This window comes from Facklamia sp. 7083-14-GEN3 (genome assembly GCF_024742075.1).
Classification (GTDB): Bacteria; Bacillota; Bacilli; order Lactobacillales; family Aerococcaceae; genus Facklamia.
Genome location: NZ_JANSGD010000001.1, coordinates 689461 through 709066, shown reverse-complemented (window position 1 = coordinate 709066; position 19606 = coordinate 689461). Strand labels below are relative to the sequence as shown.

Genomic DNA, 19606 nt, shown 5'->3' with positions numbered 1-19606 from the left:
AAGAGGTGAATAATATGGCATTAACTCCAGAACGTAAAACTGAAATCATGAAGGAATACGCACGTCACGAAGGTGATACCGGTTCTGTTGAGGTTCAGGTTGCTGTCTTAACAGAAGACATCAACAACTTAAACGACCATATTAAAACACATAAGAAAGATTTTCATTCTTACCGTGGTTTAATGAAAAAAATTGGTCATCGTCGTAACTTACTTGCATACTTACGTAACAAGGACGTTACTCGTTACCGTGATTTAATTCAAAGATTAGGATTACGTCGTTAATCCTTTCAACTAAAGGATGGCATTTAGCCATCCTTTTTGTTATATTACTAATAGATTTGTTCGGAGTTTCACACTATACAAAAATGAGGCGTTTAAACTTTAGACGATTGATTTTTGTTTAGTGCTACTCCGAATGATAAAAAATTAAAAGGAGTTATGTTATGACAACTAAACAAGTGTTTGAAACGAATTGGGGAGGCCGTCCTTTAATTGTTGAAGTAGGACAAATGGCTAAACAAGCGAATGGAGCGGTTTTAGTACGTTATGGAGACACAGTGGTCTTGACGGCGGCTGTAGCATCTAAAAATCCTTCACCAATGAATTTCTTTCCATTAACGGTTCATTATATTGAAAAAATGTACGCGGTAGGTAAGGTTCCAGGTGGTTTCTTAAAGCGTGAAGGAAGACCGTCAGACAACGCTACCTTAACCGCCCGTTTAATTGATCGTCCAATCCGTCCGATGTTCCCAGATGGTGTGCGAAATGAAATTCAAATTACCAATACCGTTCTTTCAGTTGAACAAGATTGCTCACCAGGGATGGCAGCTATGTTTGGTTCTTCTTTAGCACTTGCGATTTCAGATATACCATTTGACGGACCGATTGCCGGTGTGGATGTGGGACGTGTAGATGGCGAGTTTATTATCAACCCAACACCAAGCCAAAAGGAAGTTTCTGAGATTGACTTAACGGTTGCGGGGACAGCGACAGCTATCAACATGGTAGAATCTTCAGCTAAAGAAGCGACTGAAGAAGATATGTTAGAAGCTTTATTATTTGGACATGCCAATATCCAAGAATTAGTGGCCTTCCAAAATGAGATTGTCCAAGCAGTGGGTAAAGAAAAATTTGAATTTGAATTAGTTAAAATCGATCACGAAATTACTGAACAAGTCAATAGCTTATACAATGAAAAAATGGTTACAGCTGTTAAAACACAGGAAAAACAAGCGCGGGATGAAGCAGTCACTCAATTGACTGAAGAAGCAGAATTTTACTTTAGTGAAAAGTACGCTGAAACAGAAGATCTAGAAGAGAAGCTGAAAGATGTTTCTTCAGCTATGCATGACTTAGAAAAAGAAGTCGTTCGTCGTTTGATTACCCATGATCGTATTCGTCCAGATGGTCGTCAAATTGATGAAATTCGCCCATTAGAATCACTAGCTGGTATCTTACCTCGTACCCATGGTTCCGGACTCTTCACCCGTGGACAAACCCAAGCTTTATCAGTTGCTACTTTGGCTCCTCTATCCGAACATCAAATTATCGATGGTCTTGGTTTAGAAGAAGGCAAACGCTTCATGCACCACTATAATTTCCCTAACTTCTCAGTCGGAGAAACCGGGCGAGTGGGTTCACCAGGTCGTCGTGAAATTGGACACGGTGCTTTAGGTGAGAAAGCTTTAACGCAAGTTATTCCTTCAGAAGAAGAATTCCCATACGTTATTCGTTTGGTGGCGGAAGTATTAGAATCTAATGGTTCTTCTTCACAGGCATCAATTTGTGCTGGCACATTGGCTTTAATGGATGCCGGTGTCCCTATTAAAGCACCCGTAGCTGGAATTGCAATGGGCTTAGTAATGGACGGTGATAACTATACCGTATTAACTGATATCCAAGGCTTAGAAGACCATTTAGGGGATATGGACTTTAAAGTAGCGGGAACTGCCGAAGGTATAACGGCCTTACAAATGGATATTAAGATTAAAGGGATCACTAAGGCTATTTTAGAAGAAGCCTTAGCCCAAGCTAAAAAAGCGCGTCTTGAAATTTTAGATAATATCACTAGCGAATTAGCGCAACCACGACCAGAATTGAGTCCTTATGCACCAAAGATTGAAATGGTTCAAATCGATCCTGAAAAAATCAAAGTGGTCATTGGTAAGGGGGGCGAAACCATTAACTCCATTATTGATCAAACAGGCGTTAAGATTGATATTTCTCAAGAAGGACAAGTTAGCATTGCTTCTTCCGATTTAGCCATGATTCAAAAGGCTAAAGAGATTGTGCTTAGCTTGGTTGAAGATGTTGAAGTTAACAAAATCTATGAAGGTAAAGTGATTAGAATCGAGAAGTATGGTTGCTTCGTGGAAGTCCTACCTGGAAAATCTGGTCTACTTCATATCTCTCAAATTGATCACCGTCGAATTGAAAATGTAGAAGATGTCTTTGACATTGGTGATACTGTAACGGTTAAAGTAACTGGTATCGATGAAAAAGGTCGTATTGATTTATCACGTAAAGTGCTAATGCAAAAGCCAGAATAATTTTTAGCTCCTCCTAGAATGGAGGGCTTTTTTATTATATAAATTCATCAATCATTGATAATTGAAGATAACATGCGTCTCAAATTTTAATTTAGGGTGGTCTATGTTATAATAGCTGAGATAAGACAGATTTTGATTTCTGTTAAGAGATCAAACTGCTAGCCGTTTAATAAAATATGAAAAATAATAATTGAGGTGTATTATGAGTGAAATTAAAGTTATTCCCTTAGGTGGTATTCGCGAAGAGGGAAAAAGTATGTATTTGGTCGAAGTGGACCAAGCTATTTTTGTATTAGATTGTGGATTATTGTATCCACAAGATGATTTATTAGGGATTGATATGGTGATTCCAGACTTCACCTATTTAGAAGAAAATGCTGAGCGTGTAGTGGGGATTTTCTTGTCACATGGGCATGCCGATGCAGTAGGTGCCTTACCTTATTTATTAGATAAGATTGATGCGCCCGTTTTCGGTACTCAGTTAACGATTGAGTTAGCATCACTTTCTGCACGTAGACAAGGGCACGATGATCGTATTGAAAATTTCCATGTGATCGATTCAGAAACAGAAATTGAATTTGGTGATGTGAATGTTTCATTCTTCCGTACCACTCACACCATTCCGGATTCAGTCGGTATCGTGATTGATACTAAAGAAGGAGCGATTGTTTTCACCGGCGATTTCCGTTTTGACCCTTCAGCTTCACAAGCTTACCGTACTGATTTTGGAAGGTTGACAGACCTCGGTAAGAAAAAGGTTCTTGCTTTATTAAGTGACTCTGCTGAGGCAGAATCCCCAGTGGAAAATGTGAATGATCGAGTGATTACGGAAGAAATAACAGAAGTCTTCCGTAATGCGCGCGGTAGAGTGATTGTGGGAACGATTGGCTCTAATATTATGCGCATCCAGCAAGTCTTAGAAGCTGCTCACCAATCGGGACGGACTATTTTCTTCCCAACTAAAGATCTTTATGAAATTGTGGATGTGGCCTTAAAATTAGATAAAATTTCTATTCCAAGTCGTGATATTTTTGGGGATTTTAAAAATATCAAAAAGTATCAAGATGAACAAATTGTTATTTTGGCTACTGGCGATGTTGGAGAACCCATTCAAACGATTCAAGCCATGGCTCAAGGCAAGCATAAAACAGTCACTTTAAAGGAACATGATACAGTTTATATCGCAACTACTCCATCCGTTTCAATGGAAAAAACGGTAGCTCGTACAAAAGATATGATATACCGAGCCGGCGCTCGGGTAATGAGTGTAACGGACCACTTTAAAACATCGGGTCATGCTACACCGAATGATTTAAAGTTGATGTTAAACTTTATCCAACCTGACTTTTTAATTCCTGTCAGTGGAGAATACCGTATGTTAAGAGCACACGGTGATTTAGCCTTGCAAGTGGGAATGTCTGAAGATCAAATTATTATACCATCTATTGGAGACGTATTAAGTTTTGAAAATGGAAAAGTTATCCAAGCAGGTCAGGTAACAGCAGGGGATGTTTTAGTCGATGGAATTGGAGTTGGCGATATTGGAAATGTCGTCTTAAGAGACCGTCGTATTCTAAGTGAAGACGGAATTTTCATTGTAGTGGCGACTATTTCACGTCGTTTGAAGAAAATCCTAGTTGGTCCACAAATTACATCGCGTGGTTTCGTCTTTATGAAAACTTCCATTGATTTAATTGAGGCTTGTTCAGATATTACCCTCGATGTTTTAGAAAAACACATTGTTTCAGATGATTTTGATTGGAACAATCTTAAGGGCGACCTACGTGAAAAAATTGGTAAATATCTTTATAAGGAGACTAAACGTCGTCCGGTTATCTTACCAATTATTATGGAAGCCTCAAATTATCAAGTAAAAAAAGGTGATAAGTAATTATGAACAAACGCAGTGTGAGACAGTTTTGGGACATAGTGATTGCTCTTGTCCTATCCCTTATTTTGTTTTTCGTATCTGATGAAGTGGCTATTAATCTTTTTGGACTTGAGATTATTATTGCCTTAATCCCTTTAATGTGGCTAGGATTTCGCCATGGTGCACCCTCTACTATCATCAGCGGATTCTTTGTTGGAATTATCCAAGGTTTGGTTGATGGGGAATTAGGTGATTGGTTAGTTTTAATTAGTCAATGGGTGGCTCCTCTGTTGGCAGTAGGCGTTACAGGCTTGTTTGCGAAATATACGCAAAAGACTCTGAACAATAAGCGCTATTCTTCCACCTATTTGAATATTTTCACTGGCAGTCTTTTAGCATTAATTTTATTTATTGCTATTCGCCAAATGATTGTACCCTTTGCCTTGGGAGAGGAACTTTTATTTGAGTTCAATAATCTTAACCATTGGCTAGGGCTCTTAATATCTTGGCTACTATCAGCAGGTGTTTTATTACTTCTTGCTCGTTTTGTGCCACAGACGATCATTCCTAAACGCAGTAAATATCTTTCACGCAAAGAAACTTCTAGTTTGTTAAATGATTAACCGAATAAAACAAAAGCCCTCATCAAAATGATGAGGGCTTTTTGAAAATACAGCGGGGATTGTGCTGTATTAATCAAATCTTTAATCGATTAATGGACTTAAGCAATTAAAGTTTCTGTGATGGCAGTCACATTAATAATTTGATTCAAATTTAGGTGGAAGCGATTAGGTCCTACTTGTAGGTTAACGATATTTTGTGAACCAATAGGAGCTAGGACATAGGCTTCAATTTCGGTCATTTCCATTGTTTGATCGGGTAAATAGTATTCAATTAGTATATTTAAGGGAACTTGCTTGATATAAGCTTGATGAAGCATTCCTTCAACTCGAGCAAGGGGCATCATTTCGATATTTTCTTTAATAAGTGGAGTGGGTTGAAAAAAGGGTTGAAAAAGGGATTGGCTTATACGGCTAAGCCAGTTAGTTTGTCTTTTGATTGGTAATTCCATAATAACCTCTCCTTTAATGTCGAACATGTGTTTGTAATTTTATTATACGAACAAAGGTTCTTTTTGTCAATTGTTTTACGAACAAATTTTCGTATCCATTGAATCCTTTCATTTTATTTATTTGTTAGCTTATCTTTATGTAGAGAGTTAAATGTGGTACTATAGAGGACATGAAGTAATGGAGGGAAGTCATGTTAAAACAAAGGGGATTATTAATCGTTTTATCAGGCCCTTCGGGTGTCGGAAAAGGAACGGTTCGCAGCGCAATTTTTGAAGATACAAATTGTGACTATGTTTATTCTGTTTCAGCAACTACTCGAGAGCGTCGACCAGGTGAGTTAGAAGGAGTAGACTATTTCTTTATGAGTAGAGAATCATTTGAGGACTTAATTGCTCAAGAAGCCTTGTTAGAGTACGCAGAATATGTTGGCAATTACTATGGGACTCCGCTAGCATCCATTGAAGAGAATTTAGCGCAAGGACGCGATGTATTTCTTGAAATTGAAGTTCAGGGTGCTCGCAAGGTGAGAGAGAAGATTCCAGAGGGGATTTTTATTTTCTTAGCGCCTCCAAGTCTGAATGAGTTAGAGTCACGCCTAACCGATCGTGGAACGGATTCCAAAGAAGTAATCGCTCGCCGTATGAATAAAGCAAAAGAAGAAATTGAATTAATGCGTCATTATGATTATGTAGTAGTTAATGATGAAATTTCTGAGGCGGTTGATGAAATTAATGCTATAATTAAAAGTGAACATCTGAGGGTCGAAAGAGTCATGCATTCGATCCAAGCAGATATCAATGCATATTTTGAAGAGGAGGCTAAGCAATCATGATGCTATATCCATCAATTGATGAATTATTAAAAAAAGAACCATCTAAGTATTCTTTAATAACATTAGCAAGTAAACGTGCTAAAGAAATGGAAGATTATAAAATTATGCAATTACAGGATTATAAATCAGATAAACCTGTAGGCAAGGCTTTAGAAGAAGTTGTTGCGGGAGTATTATCTATTAAAAAATAAAAGGGCGAATAAGAAGGCTACTATGCAGATCATTTTAAATGATTTCATAGTAGCTTTTTAATAGGAGGTGAGCGAATGATTGCTGAGGTTATCATTGATATACCCACTGCACAAGTCAATCATACTTTTGATTACAAAGTAGATGATAAAATGCAAGCTTTAATTAAAGTCGGAATGCGAGTGGAAGTCCCTTTTGGTTATCGTAACCTAATGGCTTTTGTTGTTAATTTGAAAGACAGTAGTAACTATCAGGGGGAACTTAAGGCGATTAAACGTTTAATTGACTATGAATCCTTTTTAAGTCAGGAATTGGTTGAACTTTCTCAAGTGCTTGCTGACCGTCTCTACGCTTTTAGGATTTCGGTTCTACAAGCCATGTTACCGAGCATTTTAAGAGTCAAGTACCAGACTGTGGTGGAAATAAAACAACCAGAAAGATTAGCGGAGGTGCTTGATTGTGCACCCGCTAAATTAAAGCAGTTGAATGTTACTCGCCAATGGTTGGAAGAAAGTTTGACAGCTAGTCAAATTCGCTCCTTATTAGATGAAGAAATTATTCAATTAACCTATCAATTGGTCGATCAAAAAACGCATAAGACGCTCAAATACGTTCGACTTAATCGTTCGTTGAAAGAATACCAAGATTTACTCGACCAATTAGATAAACGCAGTTACAAACAAGGACAAGTTTTGGCAGTCGTCATTGACCACCAATTGACGCAATCCATAGAGTTCGATCAATTAGCAAATCTTGCCCAAGTCTCCAAGGCCACTATTAATACCATGGTTAAAAAAGGTTGGTTGACTCTTGAAGAAAGGGAAGTTTACCGACCTGCTTATCAAGTGGATCAAGCACTCCCTTCATCAGCCAAATCCTTATTAGCTCAACAACAAGAAGCTTTTGATACAATCAAAAAACAAATGACTGAGGAACAGTCGCAGACCTTTTTACTACAGGGAGTCACAGGATCAGGCAAGACGGAAGTTTATTTACAATTAATAGCTGAGGCTCTTAAAGATGATAAGACAGCCATTCTTTTAGTACCAGAGATCGCCTTAACCCCACAAATGGTAGACCAGGTGATTGGACGTTTTGGTAAGGGCGTTGCTGTTTTACATTCTGCGTTATCACTGACAGAAAAATATGACGAATGGCGGAGAATCATTCGACAAGAAGCTAAAGTAGTGGTAGGTGCTCGATCTTCTATCTTTGCTCCTTTAAAAAATATCGGTATTATTATTATTGATGAAGAACATGAAACTACCTATAAGCAAGGAGATAATCCGCGCTATCACGCACGAGAAGTCGCCCAATGGCGTTCAGAATATCATCAATGTCCTTTAGTTTTAGGCTCAGCGACACCTTCTTTAGAATCACGTGCTCGTGCTGAAGTTGGTAAGTACCAGTTGTTAAGATTGGACAAGCGCGTCAATCAACAGTCCTTACCTCCCGTAACCATTGTCGATATGACTCAGCATTTGTTGGACCAAGAAACACTAGAACTTTCTCAACTCTTAGAGGATAAGATTGCTGAAAAATTAGACGCTAAAGAGCAAGTGGTTTTACTTTTAAATCGAAGAGGTTATGCCTCTTATGTATTATGCCGAGCATGTGGTCATGTCATTCAATGTCCGCGTTGTGACATTTCTTTAACTTATCATAAAATTGGTGAAAAACTTAAATGTCACTATTGTGATTACCAAGTCGGACTGCCAGCCAATTGTCCACAATGTGGCTCTGAACATTTAAGAAAGCAAGGCATTGGCACTCAAAAGGTAGCCGAAAGTTTGCAACAGCGCTTTCCTCAAACACCAATCATCCGTATGGATAATGACACCACTCGGCGCAAAGGATCTCACAAAAAGCTATTAAAAGCATTTGCTGAACAACCAGGCTCGATTCTTTTGGGGACACAGATGATTGCTAAAGGACTTGATTTTGAACAAGTAACTCTGGTTGGAGTGATAAACGCAGATACAGGTTTAAACTTACCGGACTTTAGAGCTGCTGAAAAAACCTTTCAATTATTGACTCAAGTAGCTGGAAGGACAGGGCGTGGCAAGTTAAAAGGTGAAGTGGTGATTCAAACTTATAATCCTAATCACTATGTGATTCAGCTAGCCAAACAACATGATTATGAAAATTTCTTTTATTATGAAATGCGAAGACGCCATTTGAGTCATTATCCACCTTATTTTTATACGACTTTAATCAAGGTGTCTTCTAAAAATAGAGGGAAGGCTCAAAAAATGATTTATCAACTCAAAGAGCAATTAATGAACAAAGTGAATACTCAATTAATGATTTTAGGTCCCTCAACAGGGGGAATTGAACGAATTAACGATTATTATCATTTCCATTTACTCTTAAAATATAAAGAAGTAGACTTAGTTAAAGACCAGCTACAAACCATTCTTGTTTCTAGTCAAGAAAGCCAAGCCAAGGGAGTCTTTGTTCAAATAGACCATGAACCCCAGTATTTTATTTAGAAAGAGGTTATTAAATGCAAAAAATAATTTTTATGGGAACGCCTCCTTTTGCGGCAACCATTTTGAAAGGATTAATCCAACAAGTTGAGTATGAGGTGATCGCTGTAGTAACTCAACCCGATCGACCAGTTGGACGTAAACGTATTTTAACACCACCTCCTGTTAAAGAAACGGCATTAGAGGCTAATATACCAGTTTATCAACCAGAAGAATTAGCCGGTTCTACGGAATATCAGACTCTTTTGAATACCGAAGCTGATTTAATCATAACAGCTGCTTATGGACAGAAAATACCACTTGATTTATTAGAAGCACCTAGTCATGGGTCCATCAATGTCCACGCTTCGCTCTTACCTAAATACCGTGGAGGTGCACCCATTCATTATGCTCTCTGGCGGGGTGAAAAAGAGACCGGTGTGACAATTATGAAAATGGTTGAAGAAATGGATGCGGGGGATATTCTTATCCAAACCGCTTTACCGATTTCTGAGAAGGATGATGTAGGTATACTGTTCGAAAAACTGGCTGTGGTAGGTAAAGAGTTATTATTAAACTTCTTACCTAAATTTTTTAACGGAGAGTACGAAGCAACGCCACAAGAATATAGTCAAGTGTTATATTCTCCAACCATTAAAAAGCATGAAGAACAGTTAAATTGGTTACAAAGTGCGTATGTCATTGACCGCCATATTCGGGCCTTTAGACCTTTTCCAACCACTTACACTTTACTAGAAGGTCAAAGAGTAAAAGTCTGGCGAGCCCAACCTTTAAAAGAGCTTGATACTAATGTTGAAAGAAAATTGACAGAAGAAAGTCCGGGCCAAATTGTCGCTGCTGATGAGGAACACTTTTACGTTCGATGTGGTCAAGATTCCTACTTAGCAGTTAGTGAATACCAACCGGCGGGTAAAAAACGGATGAAGGTCAAAGAGTATTTAAAAGGAACACCGGCAGATAGTTTAATTGGTAAGATATTCGACAGTGCAAAGGACCAGTAAATCATGAAAATTAAACAAAGAAGTCAAACCAAATTGAAAAATAATCTACGTTGGGACATGTTGGTTTTACTTGACCAGATTGATAATCAAAATCAATATTCTAATCTTGTGATGGATAATTATCTGGCTTCCAGTGATCGAAGCAGTCAAGATAAAAACTTAATCGTAAAAGTGGTTTATGGTAGCGTACAACGTCGCTTGACCTTAGATTTTTATTTAAAAGATTTCATAAAAGGTAAATTAGAAGATTGGGTACACAGCCTTTTGCGATTATCAATCTATCAAGCTATTTATTTAGACCGAGTACCTCAGCACGCCATTGTTAATGAAGCGGTAGAGATAGCCAAATTAAATGGTCATCAAGGAATCGCTAAACTAGTCAATGCTATTTTGCGGAACTTCTTCCGCCAAGAACTTAAGTCATTGACGGTGATTACAGATCCTTTGGAAAGACTGTCGATTGAGCACTCTGTTCCGCTTTGGTTAGTTAAATATTTCCACCAGCATTTGCCAGAGACTGATCTTAAAAACTTCCTTTCTAGTCTCAACCAAGTACCTCATTTAAGCGCTAGGATCAACGGACCAGCCGCTATGCGAACACCAATTATGGATCAATTAAAAGCGCAAGAATTGACGGTCACTAACAGTCAAGTCTCGCCTTTTGGCCTAAAAATCACATCAGGGGATGTCTTTAACAGTCAAGCTTATCAAGAAGGTTTGTTTACCATTCAGGATGAATCATCCATGCTGGTAGCGCCTTTAGGGAAATTGACAGGTTCTGAAAATGTTTTGGACGCATGTGCAGCACCAGGTGGGAAAGCTACCCACATTGCTTCACTTCTTACGGATGGGCATTTAACAGCTTTAGATATCTCCGATCGTAAGTTAAACATCTTAAAAGACCATGCCGAGCGGCTATCTTTAAGTGATAAAATGGATTTACTAGTAACGGATGCATTAGACTTCCAACCACTTTCTCAAATCGCTTTTGATGTGATATACTTAGATGCACCCTGTTCAGGTATCGGTTTGATGCGTCGTAAGCCTGAAATCAAATATCAGAAAACACCTGACGATATTCAAGAATTGGTAAAATTACAAAAGCAACTGTTTAATCACATGCTTTCACTACTCAAGGCTGGCGGTCGGTTAATTTATTCTACCTGCACGCTAACTTATGAGGAAAATGAATATTTAATCGAAGAAATCTTAAAGGAAAATAGTGATTTACAAGTTGAGTCCATCCAAGCTGAAGAAGTTTTACCAGACAATGTAATAACTTCCCAAGGATATCTTCGCATTTGGCCTCAACAATACGATACAGATGGCTTTTTTATCAGTCGTTTTCTTAAAAAATTAGATTGAGGTGAGTTATGAAAATCACTATACATTCAAACATAGGGAAAAAGAGAAGTTCCAACCAAGATTATGCGGATTACTTTTATTCACAAAATCAACAAATCCTTTTTATTCTATGTGATGGGGTAGGAGGAAATTTGGCGGGAGATATTGCTAGTCAACAAACAACAGAGTTTATTGGCCGGGCTTTTGAAAAAATTGATGATCCTATGACGATAATCCAAGCTCATGCTTGGATGACCCAAATGGTCAATCAAGTGAACACCTTCATTTTGAATCAAGCAGATCTTAATCCTGAATATGATGGAATGGGAACGACAATTGTGCTTGCAACGATTGTTGAAAACACCATTCTTATTTGTCATGTTGGCGATTCGAGAGCCTATGCCTATGGAGCAGGCCAATTAAAACAATTAACAGAAGACCACTCTTTAGTTAATGAGTTAATTCGTACAGGTGAAATTACTGTTGAAGAAAGTATGGATCATCCGCGTCGTAATGTGGTGACTCAATCCATCGGAACACCTATGGTTCTAGAACCAACTTTTTCAGAAATTTCTCTAGATAAAGTTGAAATTCTTTTACTTTGTTCAGATGGCTTAAATGGCATGATCAAAAATGAGGAAATTGAACAAATAATAAGTAATCATAAAGATTTAGACCGCTTAGGTGATGAGTTAGTTGCAGCGGCTAATGATGCTGGGGGTTTAGATAATATTACAATTATTCTAGCCAGCGAGTTTAATTTGGAAGGCAAAGGGGGCGAAAACATTCATGGAAATAGGGGATAAACTATCCGACCGTTATGTCCTGACTTCTGTCATTGGTCAAGGTGGCATGGCGAATGTGTTTTTAGCCCATGATTTAATCTTAGATCGAGACGTGGCTGTCAAAGTCTTACGCTATGACTTCCAGGATAATCAAGATGCCATTCGTCGCTTTCAAAGAGAAGCTATTTCAGCCAGTCAACTCTTACATCCAAATATTGTAGAAGTTTATGATGTTGATGAACATGAAAAACAGCAATATATTGTGATGGAATATGTTAAAGGCCAAGACCTTAAAACCTTCATTAAAAAGAATGCTCCTGTCCCGCTTGAACTAGTCGTTTCAATAATGGGACAAATTGTAGCGGCTATTGATGTTGCTCACAAAAATCGTATTATTCACCGCGATATTAAACCGCAAAATATTTTAATTACTGAAAATAATGTGGTCAAGATTACTGACTTTGGGATTGCTGTGGCTTTATCAGATACTTCGATTACCCAGACTAACACCTTGCTAGGTTCGGTTCATTACCTATCGCCTGAGCAAGCCAAAGGTAAAAGCGCAACTACTAAATCAGATATTTACGCTATGGGAGTCGTTTTATATGAGTTAATCACGGGTTCTGTTCCACATGATGGGGAATCAGCCGTCTCAATTGCACTAAAACACTTTCAAGAGCCCTTTCCAACGATCCGTGAGCGATTAGAATATGTCCCCCAGAGTTTAGAGAATGTGGTCTTAAAAGCCACGTCTAAGCAAGCTAAAGATCGTTACCGTTCTGCCCAAGATATGTTTAATGATCTATCTTCTTCTCTAAGTGTTGGACGTATTGATGAAAAGCCTTTTGTTCCTAGCAGTCAATTAGATGAATCGGAACAATTTAAATCCATTCAGCCTATTCCAGCTGCTGACCGTGTGCTTACAGAAAAAATCGAAGGACCTGAGCCTTTAGACGAAGAAAAGTTTCCAACCTTTGACTTACCAGAGAAAAAATCTGACCGTTTTGGTTCAAAGATTTTTAAAGTTCTTTTCTTTGCTGCCATCTTGTCTTTACTATCTTTAGCTGTCTTTTTCGCCTATCGCTTATTCGTAGCTAGCGTCATTGTTCCTGAATTATCTGGTCTTGACCAAAATGAAGCGATTGAATTGCTTGAAGAGAATGATCTAGTGATTGGCGAAAGCACAGTTGTTTGGGATGACCTTGTTCCGCGCGGTCAAATTATTGAAAGCGATCCGCAATCAGGAGATCGTATAAATCGTGGATCTAAAGTCAATCTAACTTTTTCTGATGGCAAACCAAGAGTAAAAATTGGTGATTATCTCAATCAAAATTATGAGCCAGTCCGTCGAAAACTCATCGATGCAGGTTTTATTGTTGATTTAAGATATTTAGCAGCCAGTCCGTCAGAATCAGGTAAAATTTTAGAGCAGAGTATTGCACCTGGTACAGAAGTCGTTCCTGGTGAAAGTTCGATTATTTTAGTGATTGGATCGTACTCCGAGCAAACCACTATGCAAGATTTTGCTAACTTATCGATTGATATGGTTTATAAATTTGCAGATACTTATGGTCTATATGTAGAAGAAGCTTATCAATATCACGATTATTTACCTGAAGGAATTGTCATTGACCAAAATCCACTTTCTGGCTCACCAATCGTTCAAGGCGACACCATTCAGGTGACTGTCTCCCAAGGAGAAGAAAAATCTGATGTCTCCACTGCAACAGAAACTATCTTTTTGGATTACGTGCCGAAATACGCTGAAAATGATTATGAACAAAGCAAACCCCTACCGAATACAATAGAAGTCTTTATAGGGGATGATCGTAATAATATCACTCAAGTAGCGCGTGAAATTGAAATAACTGAATCGCGTGAAATTCAGATCGTCCTTTATATCCCTGAAGGGGGATCTGGGCAGTATCGTGTCTTAAGAGATGGCGAGATTGTCGCTCAGTCTTCAGCTGTCTATCCTAATTAAGAAATTGAAGAGTTAAGAGCAGCACCACTGACTCTTAACTCTTTTTCTAAGTATATAAGACCAAAGGAGGAAACTATTTGAAACAGCTTATTACTTCGCATGAAGGAATTATTTATCAAGCGGTGAGCGGCTTCTATTATGTATGGTCAAAGGGAGAATCCTTTGTAACAAAACCAAGAGGAAACTTTCGTCACTTGAAGACCAACCCCTTAGTGGGTGATCGGGTTAGGTTCGTCATGGACCAACAGGATGAGAGTCAAGTAGGTAGAATAGAAGAAATTTTTGAAAGAGAGAACTCCCTGATTCGGCCTGCTGTTGCCAATGTGGATTACGCACTTATCGTAATGTCCTTGGTAGAACCTGAATTCTCCTATAATTTATTGGATTATTTCTTGGTTTCAGTGGAATCTCATCGAATTCAACCTATCATCATCTTAAGTAAATACGATCTATTAGTGGATCAAAAAGGACTGGATAAAGCCAAAAGCTTGGTAGATGAAATTCGAACAATCTATGAAAATATCGGTTATGAAGTCTTTCTCTTTGACCAATCGGATGACAAAATGCAAGCCATTCAAGCTATTTTTCAAGAAGGAATATATGTAATGACCGGACAATCGGGAGTGGGAAAATCCACCCTCCTAAACAAACTGCTACCCGAAGCTGATATAAAAACTAATCAGATATCTAGCCATTTAAACCGCGGTAAACACACCACTCGAGAAGTGACCCTCTATCGTTTTGGGCAAGGGCTTTTAGCGGATACTCCAGGTTTTTCAGCCATTGATTTTGATCATTTGGAAAAAGAAGAGTTGGCCGCTTGTTTCCCGGAAATTCACCAAGCAGGTGCGAAATGTCGGTTTAGATCTTGTATCCATAAGAACGAACCCAATTGCCATGTAAAAGAGTTAGTAGCAAGTGGGGGAATTACTAACAGTCGCTATCAGAATTACCTGCAGATTTTAGAAAAAATTGAAAACAAAAAAATCTACTACTAAAGGAGAATAATCATGAAAATTGCACCTTCAATGTTGAGCGCTAACTTTAATCACTTGTTAGAGGATATCCAAACCATCGAAAAGGGTGGAGCGGATTACCTACATATTGATATTATGGATGGAAGCTTTGTACCTAATATTTCATTTGGTCCGATGATTTTTAAAGGATTAAGATCTCAAAGCCAGATGGTTTTTGATTGTCATATGATGGTAGATCAACCGGAGCGTTATCTGGAAATGGTGGCTGACGCGGGAGCAGATATTATCACCGTGCATGTGGAAGCTACCCAACATATTCATTCAGCCATGCAACAGATAAAGGCCTTAGGAAAAAAAGCAGGAGTGGCTATTAATCCAGGGACTCCAGTTGAAGCGGTCTATCCTTTATTAGACTTAGCGGATTTAGTCTTGGTGATGACTGTTAATCCAGGCTTTGGTGGTCAGGCCTTTATCGAATCAACTATGACTAAGGTAGATAAACTAGCCAAACTACGTCAAGAAAATGATCATTATCACTATGAGATTGAAGTAGACGGAGGCGTCAATGATCAAACAGCTAAAAGCTGTATAGCGGCTGGTGCAGATGTTTTAGTCGCTGGTTCCTATATCTTTAAGCAAGAAGATCTGGCTGCAGCTATCGCTTCCTTAAGACCCTAAGGCCAATTGTATGGTTGATAAGATTCTTATTTGTGCTGGGGCTCCTAATCCAGCCCTCAGCCATTTGTCTGAGGTGACAGACCAGACTTATCTCATTGGAGTAGACGGAGGGGCCCTGCAATTGGTGGAGGCAGGCTACCGATTGAATGTTGCAATTGGAGACTTTGACTCGGTCACTCCAGCCCAATTAAGTAAGATTGAAGCGGCTAGTCATCAAGTTTTAAAGTATCCAGCTGCCAAAGATGACACCGATATGGAGTTGGGCCTTGAAATCGCTCTTAAACAAGACAGTCAAAGTCCGGTGGAAGTATATGGCGCAATAGGTAATGGAGAGGGACGTTTAGATCATTTAATTGCTAACCTTTGGCTGGTCTTTCAAGAGCGCTATTCCTCAATTATCTCCCGATTAAGCTTTATTGAAAAAGATCAAGTGGTGCGATTTTTTAAAGCAGGTAATTACTTTCTAGAAGATTTAAACAATTGTCGCTACTTATCGATTATTTCAATGACGGCCGTTAAGCAACTTCAGATTAAGCAGGCCAAATATGAACTAGGTCGAACAGACTATACTTTTCCTCGAGCCTTGGTGTCTAATGAGTATATCGATCAGCAGAAAGTAAATCTTTCTTTTACTGAAGGTTTAGTGATGGTTATTTGGGAAAAGGAAAATAAATAGTTGATTATAAAAACATTAGATTTCTATGACAAATAAATTGAAGCGCTCTCATTATTATGCTAAAATTTGATTAAATAAACGATGATTAAAGTTTATTTAATCAAATTTTTTATTATGAGAGGAAGTTGATGAGATGAAAAAGCTTTTCGCTATAATAATGACTATGTTTCTGATGTTACCGCTAACTGTATCAGCCCAAGAGGAGATAGCTGATTTTGAAGGAAGCTATTGGGATGAGGAAAACTTAAACATTATAGGCATTGAAATAGAAGAAGACTCTCTGATAGTCACTTTAAACCGAAATTACTTTAGTGATGAAGCTTTTGAAGCCGACTATGCGGATGCAATTCAGAAAATATATACCGAAGAAATCAGTCAGGATTCCCGTTTAATGATGGTAAGTACTGATGGCGAAGAAGAAAAAAGAGATATGAGTGATGAAGAAGTAATTTTCTTGAGGTTTTCTAGAGAAGTACCATTTGCCATTCGAGTCCAGATGCAAAATCCGACCTACAGAATAAAAGATCAAAAATTAACTATTTCTTTTGTCGATAAAGAACTTTTCAGTTTTGAACTCGATGAAGACGGTAATCTAGTGGACGAAAAGGGCAATCAATTTATGTTAAAAGAAAAAAATTAAGCCAAACAAAAAAGCCTCCTAGCACTTCATCTTGATGATGATTAGCTAGGAGGTTTTAATGTACTGATTAAGCACGTTCAACTTTACCTGATTTTAATGCTCGCGCTGAAACCCAAACTTTTTGAGGTTTGCCATCGATCATAACACGTACTTTTTGTAAGTTAGCGCCAAAACGACGTTTTGATTTATTCATTGCATGAGAGCGATTGTTACCAGATACAGCTTTACGCCCTGTGAAATAACATTCTTTAGCCATGGTTCTGCCTCCTTTTCCTTGTAACAATTTAAAAGTTACATTTCATACCAAATTAATTTACCATAATTTGACATTTGAAGCAAGTGAATTATGATGAAATTAGGCACTAATCTTAAATATCTCGTTACTAAAACTATTAAAATAGGTGCCAAGCTAAAAAATTTATGCTAAACTATGGTGGATAACAAAAAGGAGGTACTTTATGGCTATTAATATCCAAACTCCAAATGGAGAGATATCCTTAGAAAATGAAGTGATTGCAACCATCGTCGGTGCAGCAGTTACTGACAACTACGGTGTTGTAGGAATGGTAAGTAAACATTTCTTCCGTGATAATTTAACAGACATTCTTAAGAAAGAAAACTATTCACGTGGCGTTTTAATTTCTCAAGAAGGAGACAACATTTCAGTAGATGTTTATATTGTCGTTTCTTATGGGACAAAAATCTCTGTCATTTGTCAAAATATTCAACAAGCTGTTAAATACAATGTCGAGCAACTCTTGGGCTTTGAATTGGACTTAGTCCATGTCCATGTCCAGGGTGTGACTATCGACTAGGATCGTTTAGGAGGTAAAGTGTGGAACTGAAAACAATCAAAGCATCTGACTTTAAACAGATGTTTATAGCAGGTGCTGAGCGCCTTGCTGAAAATGTTGACTTAGTAAATTCTTTAAATGTCTTTCCCGTGCCTGATGGGGATACAGGAACCAATATGAATATGACATTCCAATCAGGTGTTGAGAATATGCGTAATTCTACTAGTCAACACGTTGGAGAATTAGCAAATGCAGTGGCCAAAGGACTATTAATGGGAGCTCGAGGAAATTCGGGTGTCATCTTGTCTCAAGTTTTTCGTGGCTTCTCAATGGCAATTAAAGATTGTGAAGAATTAAATGCCAAAGATTTTGCTAAGGCTTTTATTGGTGGCGTAGAATCAGCTTATAAGGCGGTCATGAAGCCAGTTGAAGGAACTATTTTAACTGTAGCTAGAGAGTCTGCTGTAAAAGGTGAACAAGAAGCTGACCAAACAGAAGATATTATTCAAGTGATGCGTACGATCGTTACAGAAGCAAAAGAATCATTAGATCGAACACCTGATTTATTACCTGTTTTAAAACAAGTAGGTGTTGTCGATTCTGGTGGTAAGGGTCTTTTATGTATCTATGAAGGCTTCCTTGCCAATCTTTCAGGGGAAGTCATTATCGATGAAGTTGATGACCAATCAAGTGACCATGCCCATGCAATTTTTGAAGAAATGAATGAACACCCAATGTCTATGGATGAGATCACTTATGGTTTCTGTACCGAAATTATGGTAAGAATTGGACAAGGACAGACTGTTAAGAAAGCTTTTGACTATGAAGAATTTAGACAGACCCTTGATAAAAAAGGCGATTCCTTACTAGTTGTAGCCGATGATGAGATCGTTAAGGTCCACATCCATACGGAAGATCCAGGCGAAATCATGCAATTGGGCCAAGAATTTGGTGAACTAATTAAAATTAAAGTCGACAACATGCGTGAGCAAGTCAGAGACTTAGAGGACAAAGAGACGACTATGCGTCAACAAGCTGTCCCTCAAATTCAAGAAGATTATGCAGTGATTGCAGTAGCTTCAGGTAAAGGTTTGACAGAGCTCTTCCATTCAATTGGAGTGAAAGAAGTTCTTTCTGGCGGCCAAACAATGAACCCTTCGACTGAAGACTTCATTAAAGCAATCGAGCGGGTTAACGCAAAAAATATTATCTTGTTACCGAATAATAAGAATATTATTATGGCGGCCCAACAAGCGGCTGAAGTGAGTGAAGTTCCAACGGTAGTTGTGGGCACAAAATCAATCACTCAAGGAATCTCAGCCATGTTGATGTATGATCCGTCAGCTGCAATTGAAGATAACAGACTAGCTATGGAAGAGTATGCCCTAAGCGTCGCTTCTGGACAGATTACTCATGCTATCCGTGATACAGAAATTAATGGCCTATCCATTAAAGAAAATGATTTCATGGGTATTTTAGATGGCGATATTGTCTTAACGCACACTGATTTAAAAGAAACACTGATCCAATTGGTTAATCGAATGGTGGATGAATCAAGTGAGTTAGTAACGGTTATTATTGGCGAAGAGGGTGACCATCAATTAGCCCAAGAAGTTGCTGACCATTTTGAACAAACTAACTCTGAGATTGAATTTGAACTTATTCAAGGAGACCAACCAGTCTACAATTATTTTGTAACGGTGGATTAGATTGTTAGAAAATA

General features: G+C 38.3%; 19 protein-coding genes. 17 read left to right on the top strand and 2 right to left on the bottom strand.

All coding sequences use genetic code 11. The features are described from left to right. The first annotated feature begins 14 nt into the window (after window positions 1-14). The 4 genes from rpsO to NW240_RS03290 all read left to right on the top strand — a co-directional run bounded on the left by rpsO (window position 15) and on the right by NW240_RS03290 (window position 5044). The gene (gene rpsO / locus NW240_RS03305) at window positions 15-284 is read left to right on the top strand and encodes a 30S ribosomal protein S15 (RefSeq protein WP_258436031.1); all 270 of its coding nucleotides are present in this window, start codon (window positions 15-17) and stop codon (window positions 282-284) included. 161 nt (window positions 285-445) lie between these two features. Then, window positions 446-2551, top strand: a complete 2106-nt coding sequence (gene pnp / locus NW240_RS03300) for a polyribonucleotide nucleotidyltransferase (RefSeq protein WP_258436030.1) — start codon at window positions 446-448, stop codon at window positions 2549-2551. Between the two features lie 202 nt (window positions 2552-2753). Beyond that, window positions 2754-4442, top strand: a complete 1689-nt coding sequence (locus tag NW240_RS03295) for a ribonuclease J (RefSeq protein WP_258436029.1) — start codon at window positions 2754-2756, stop codon at window positions 4440-4442. 2 nt (window positions 4443-4444) lie between these two features. After that, window positions 4445-5044 (top strand): energy-coupled thiamine transporter ThiT, encoded by a 600-nt coding sequence (locus NW240_RS03290; RefSeq protein WP_258436028.1) that lies wholly within the window; start codon window positions 4445-4447, stop codon window positions 5042-5044. Between the two features lie 98 nt (window positions 5045-5142). On the opposite strand, the gene NW240_RS03285 is transcribed toward NW240_RS03290, so the two are convergent. Further along, complete coding sequence (locus tag NW240_RS03285) at window positions 5143-5493, bottom strand: hypothetical protein (protein WP_258436027.1); 351 nt, start codon at window positions 5491-5493, stop codon at window positions 5143-5145. A gap of 191 nt (window positions 5494-5684) precedes the next feature. Between NW240_RS03285 and gmk the strand changes: the two genes are divergently transcribed. The 11 genes from gmk (at window position 5685) to NW240_RS03230 (ending at window position 17089) form a co-directional block, all read left to right on the top strand. Further along, window positions 5685-6326, top strand: coding sequence for a guanylate kinase (gene gmk, locus NW240_RS03280; RefSeq protein WP_258436026.1), 642 nt, complete (start codon window positions 5685-5687; stop codon window positions 6324-6326). Further along, window positions 6323-6517, top strand: a complete 195-nt coding sequence (gene rpoZ, locus NW240_RS03275) for a DNA-directed RNA polymerase subunit omega (RefSeq protein ID WP_258436025.1) — start codon at window positions 6323-6325, stop codon at window positions 6515-6517. The genes gmk and rpoZ overlap by 4 nt, the downstream gene beginning before the upstream one ends. A 75-nt stretch (window positions 6518-6592) precedes the next feature. Next, window positions 6593-9007 (top strand): primosomal protein N', encoded by a 2415-nt coding sequence (priA, locus tag NW240_RS03270; RefSeq protein WP_258436024.1) that lies wholly within the window; start codon window positions 6593-6595, stop codon window positions 9005-9007. Between the two features lie 14 nt (window positions 9008-9021). Next, window positions 9022-10005 carry a methionyl-tRNA formyltransferase gene (fmt, locus tag NW240_RS03265; RefSeq protein ID WP_258436023.1) on the top strand — a complete coding sequence of 328 codons (984 nt, stop codon included), beginning with the start codon at window positions 9022-9024 and terminating at the stop codon, window positions 10003-10005. Window positions 10006-10008: 3 nt separating this feature from the next. Further along, a complete protein-coding gene (rsmB, locus tag NW240_RS03260) occupies window positions 10009-11370 on the top strand; it encodes a 16S rRNA (cytosine(967)-C(5))-methyltransferase RsmB (protein WP_258436022.1) in 1362 nt (453 codons plus the stop codon). 8 nt (window positions 11371-11378) lie between these two features. Further along, window positions 11379-12155 carry a Stp1/IreP family PP2C-type Ser/Thr phosphatase gene (locus tag NW240_RS03255; protein ID WP_258436021.1) on the top strand — a complete coding sequence of 259 codons (777 nt, stop codon included), beginning with the start codon at window positions 11379-11381 and terminating at the stop codon, window positions 12153-12155. Next, the gene (gene pknB / locus NW240_RS03250; RefSeq protein ID WP_258436020.1) at window positions 12139-14118 is read left to right on the top strand and encodes a Stk1 family PASTA domain-containing Ser/Thr kinase; all 1980 of its coding nucleotides are present in this window, start codon (window positions 12139-12141) and stop codon (window positions 14116-14118) included. The genes NW240_RS03255 and pknB overlap by 17 nt, the downstream gene beginning before the upstream one ends. Window positions 14119-14195: 77 nt before the next feature. Then, complete coding sequence (gene rsgA, locus NW240_RS03245; RefSeq protein WP_258436019.1) at window positions 14196-15116, top strand: ribosome small subunit-dependent GTPase A; 921 nt, start codon at window positions 14196-14198, stop codon at window positions 15114-15116. A gap of 6 nt (window positions 15117-15122) precedes the next feature. Further along, entirely contained in the window at window positions 15123-15773 is a 651-nt protein-coding gene (gene rpe, locus NW240_RS03240; protein ID WP_258436267.1) for a ribulose-phosphate 3-epimerase, read from the top strand. A gap of 10 nt (window positions 15774-15783) precedes the next feature. Further along, a complete protein-coding gene (locus NW240_RS03235; protein WP_258436018.1) occupies window positions 15784-16449 on the top strand; it encodes a thiamine diphosphokinase in 666 nt (221 codons plus the stop codon). Between the two features lie 157 nt (window positions 16450-16606). Continuing rightward, a complete protein-coding gene (locus tag NW240_RS03230) occupies window positions 16607-17089 on the top strand; it encodes a hypothetical protein (protein WP_258436017.1) in 483 nt (160 codons plus the stop codon). 67 nt (window positions 17090-17156) lie between these two features. On the opposite strand, the gene rpmB is transcribed toward NW240_RS03230, so the two are convergent. Further along, a complete protein-coding gene (gene rpmB / locus NW240_RS03225) occupies window positions 17157-17345 on the bottom strand; it encodes a 50S ribosomal protein L28 (protein ID WP_258436016.1) in 189 nt (62 codons plus the stop codon). 202 nt (window positions 17346-17547) lie between these two features. Between rpmB and NW240_RS03220 the strand changes: the two genes are divergently transcribed. Both NW240_RS03220 and NW240_RS03215 read left to right on the top strand, forming a co-directional pair. Then, a complete protein-coding gene (locus tag NW240_RS03220; RefSeq protein ID WP_258436015.1) occupies window positions 17548-17904 on the top strand; it encodes an Asp23/Gls24 family envelope stress response protein in 357 nt (118 codons plus the stop codon). A 20-nt stretch (window positions 17905-17924) separates the two neighbouring features. Further along, complete coding sequence (locus tag NW240_RS03215; protein WP_258436014.1) at window positions 17925-19592, top strand: DAK2 domain-containing protein; 1668 nt, start codon at window positions 17925-17927, stop codon at window positions 19590-19592. Window positions 19593-19606: the final 14 nt, after the last annotated feature.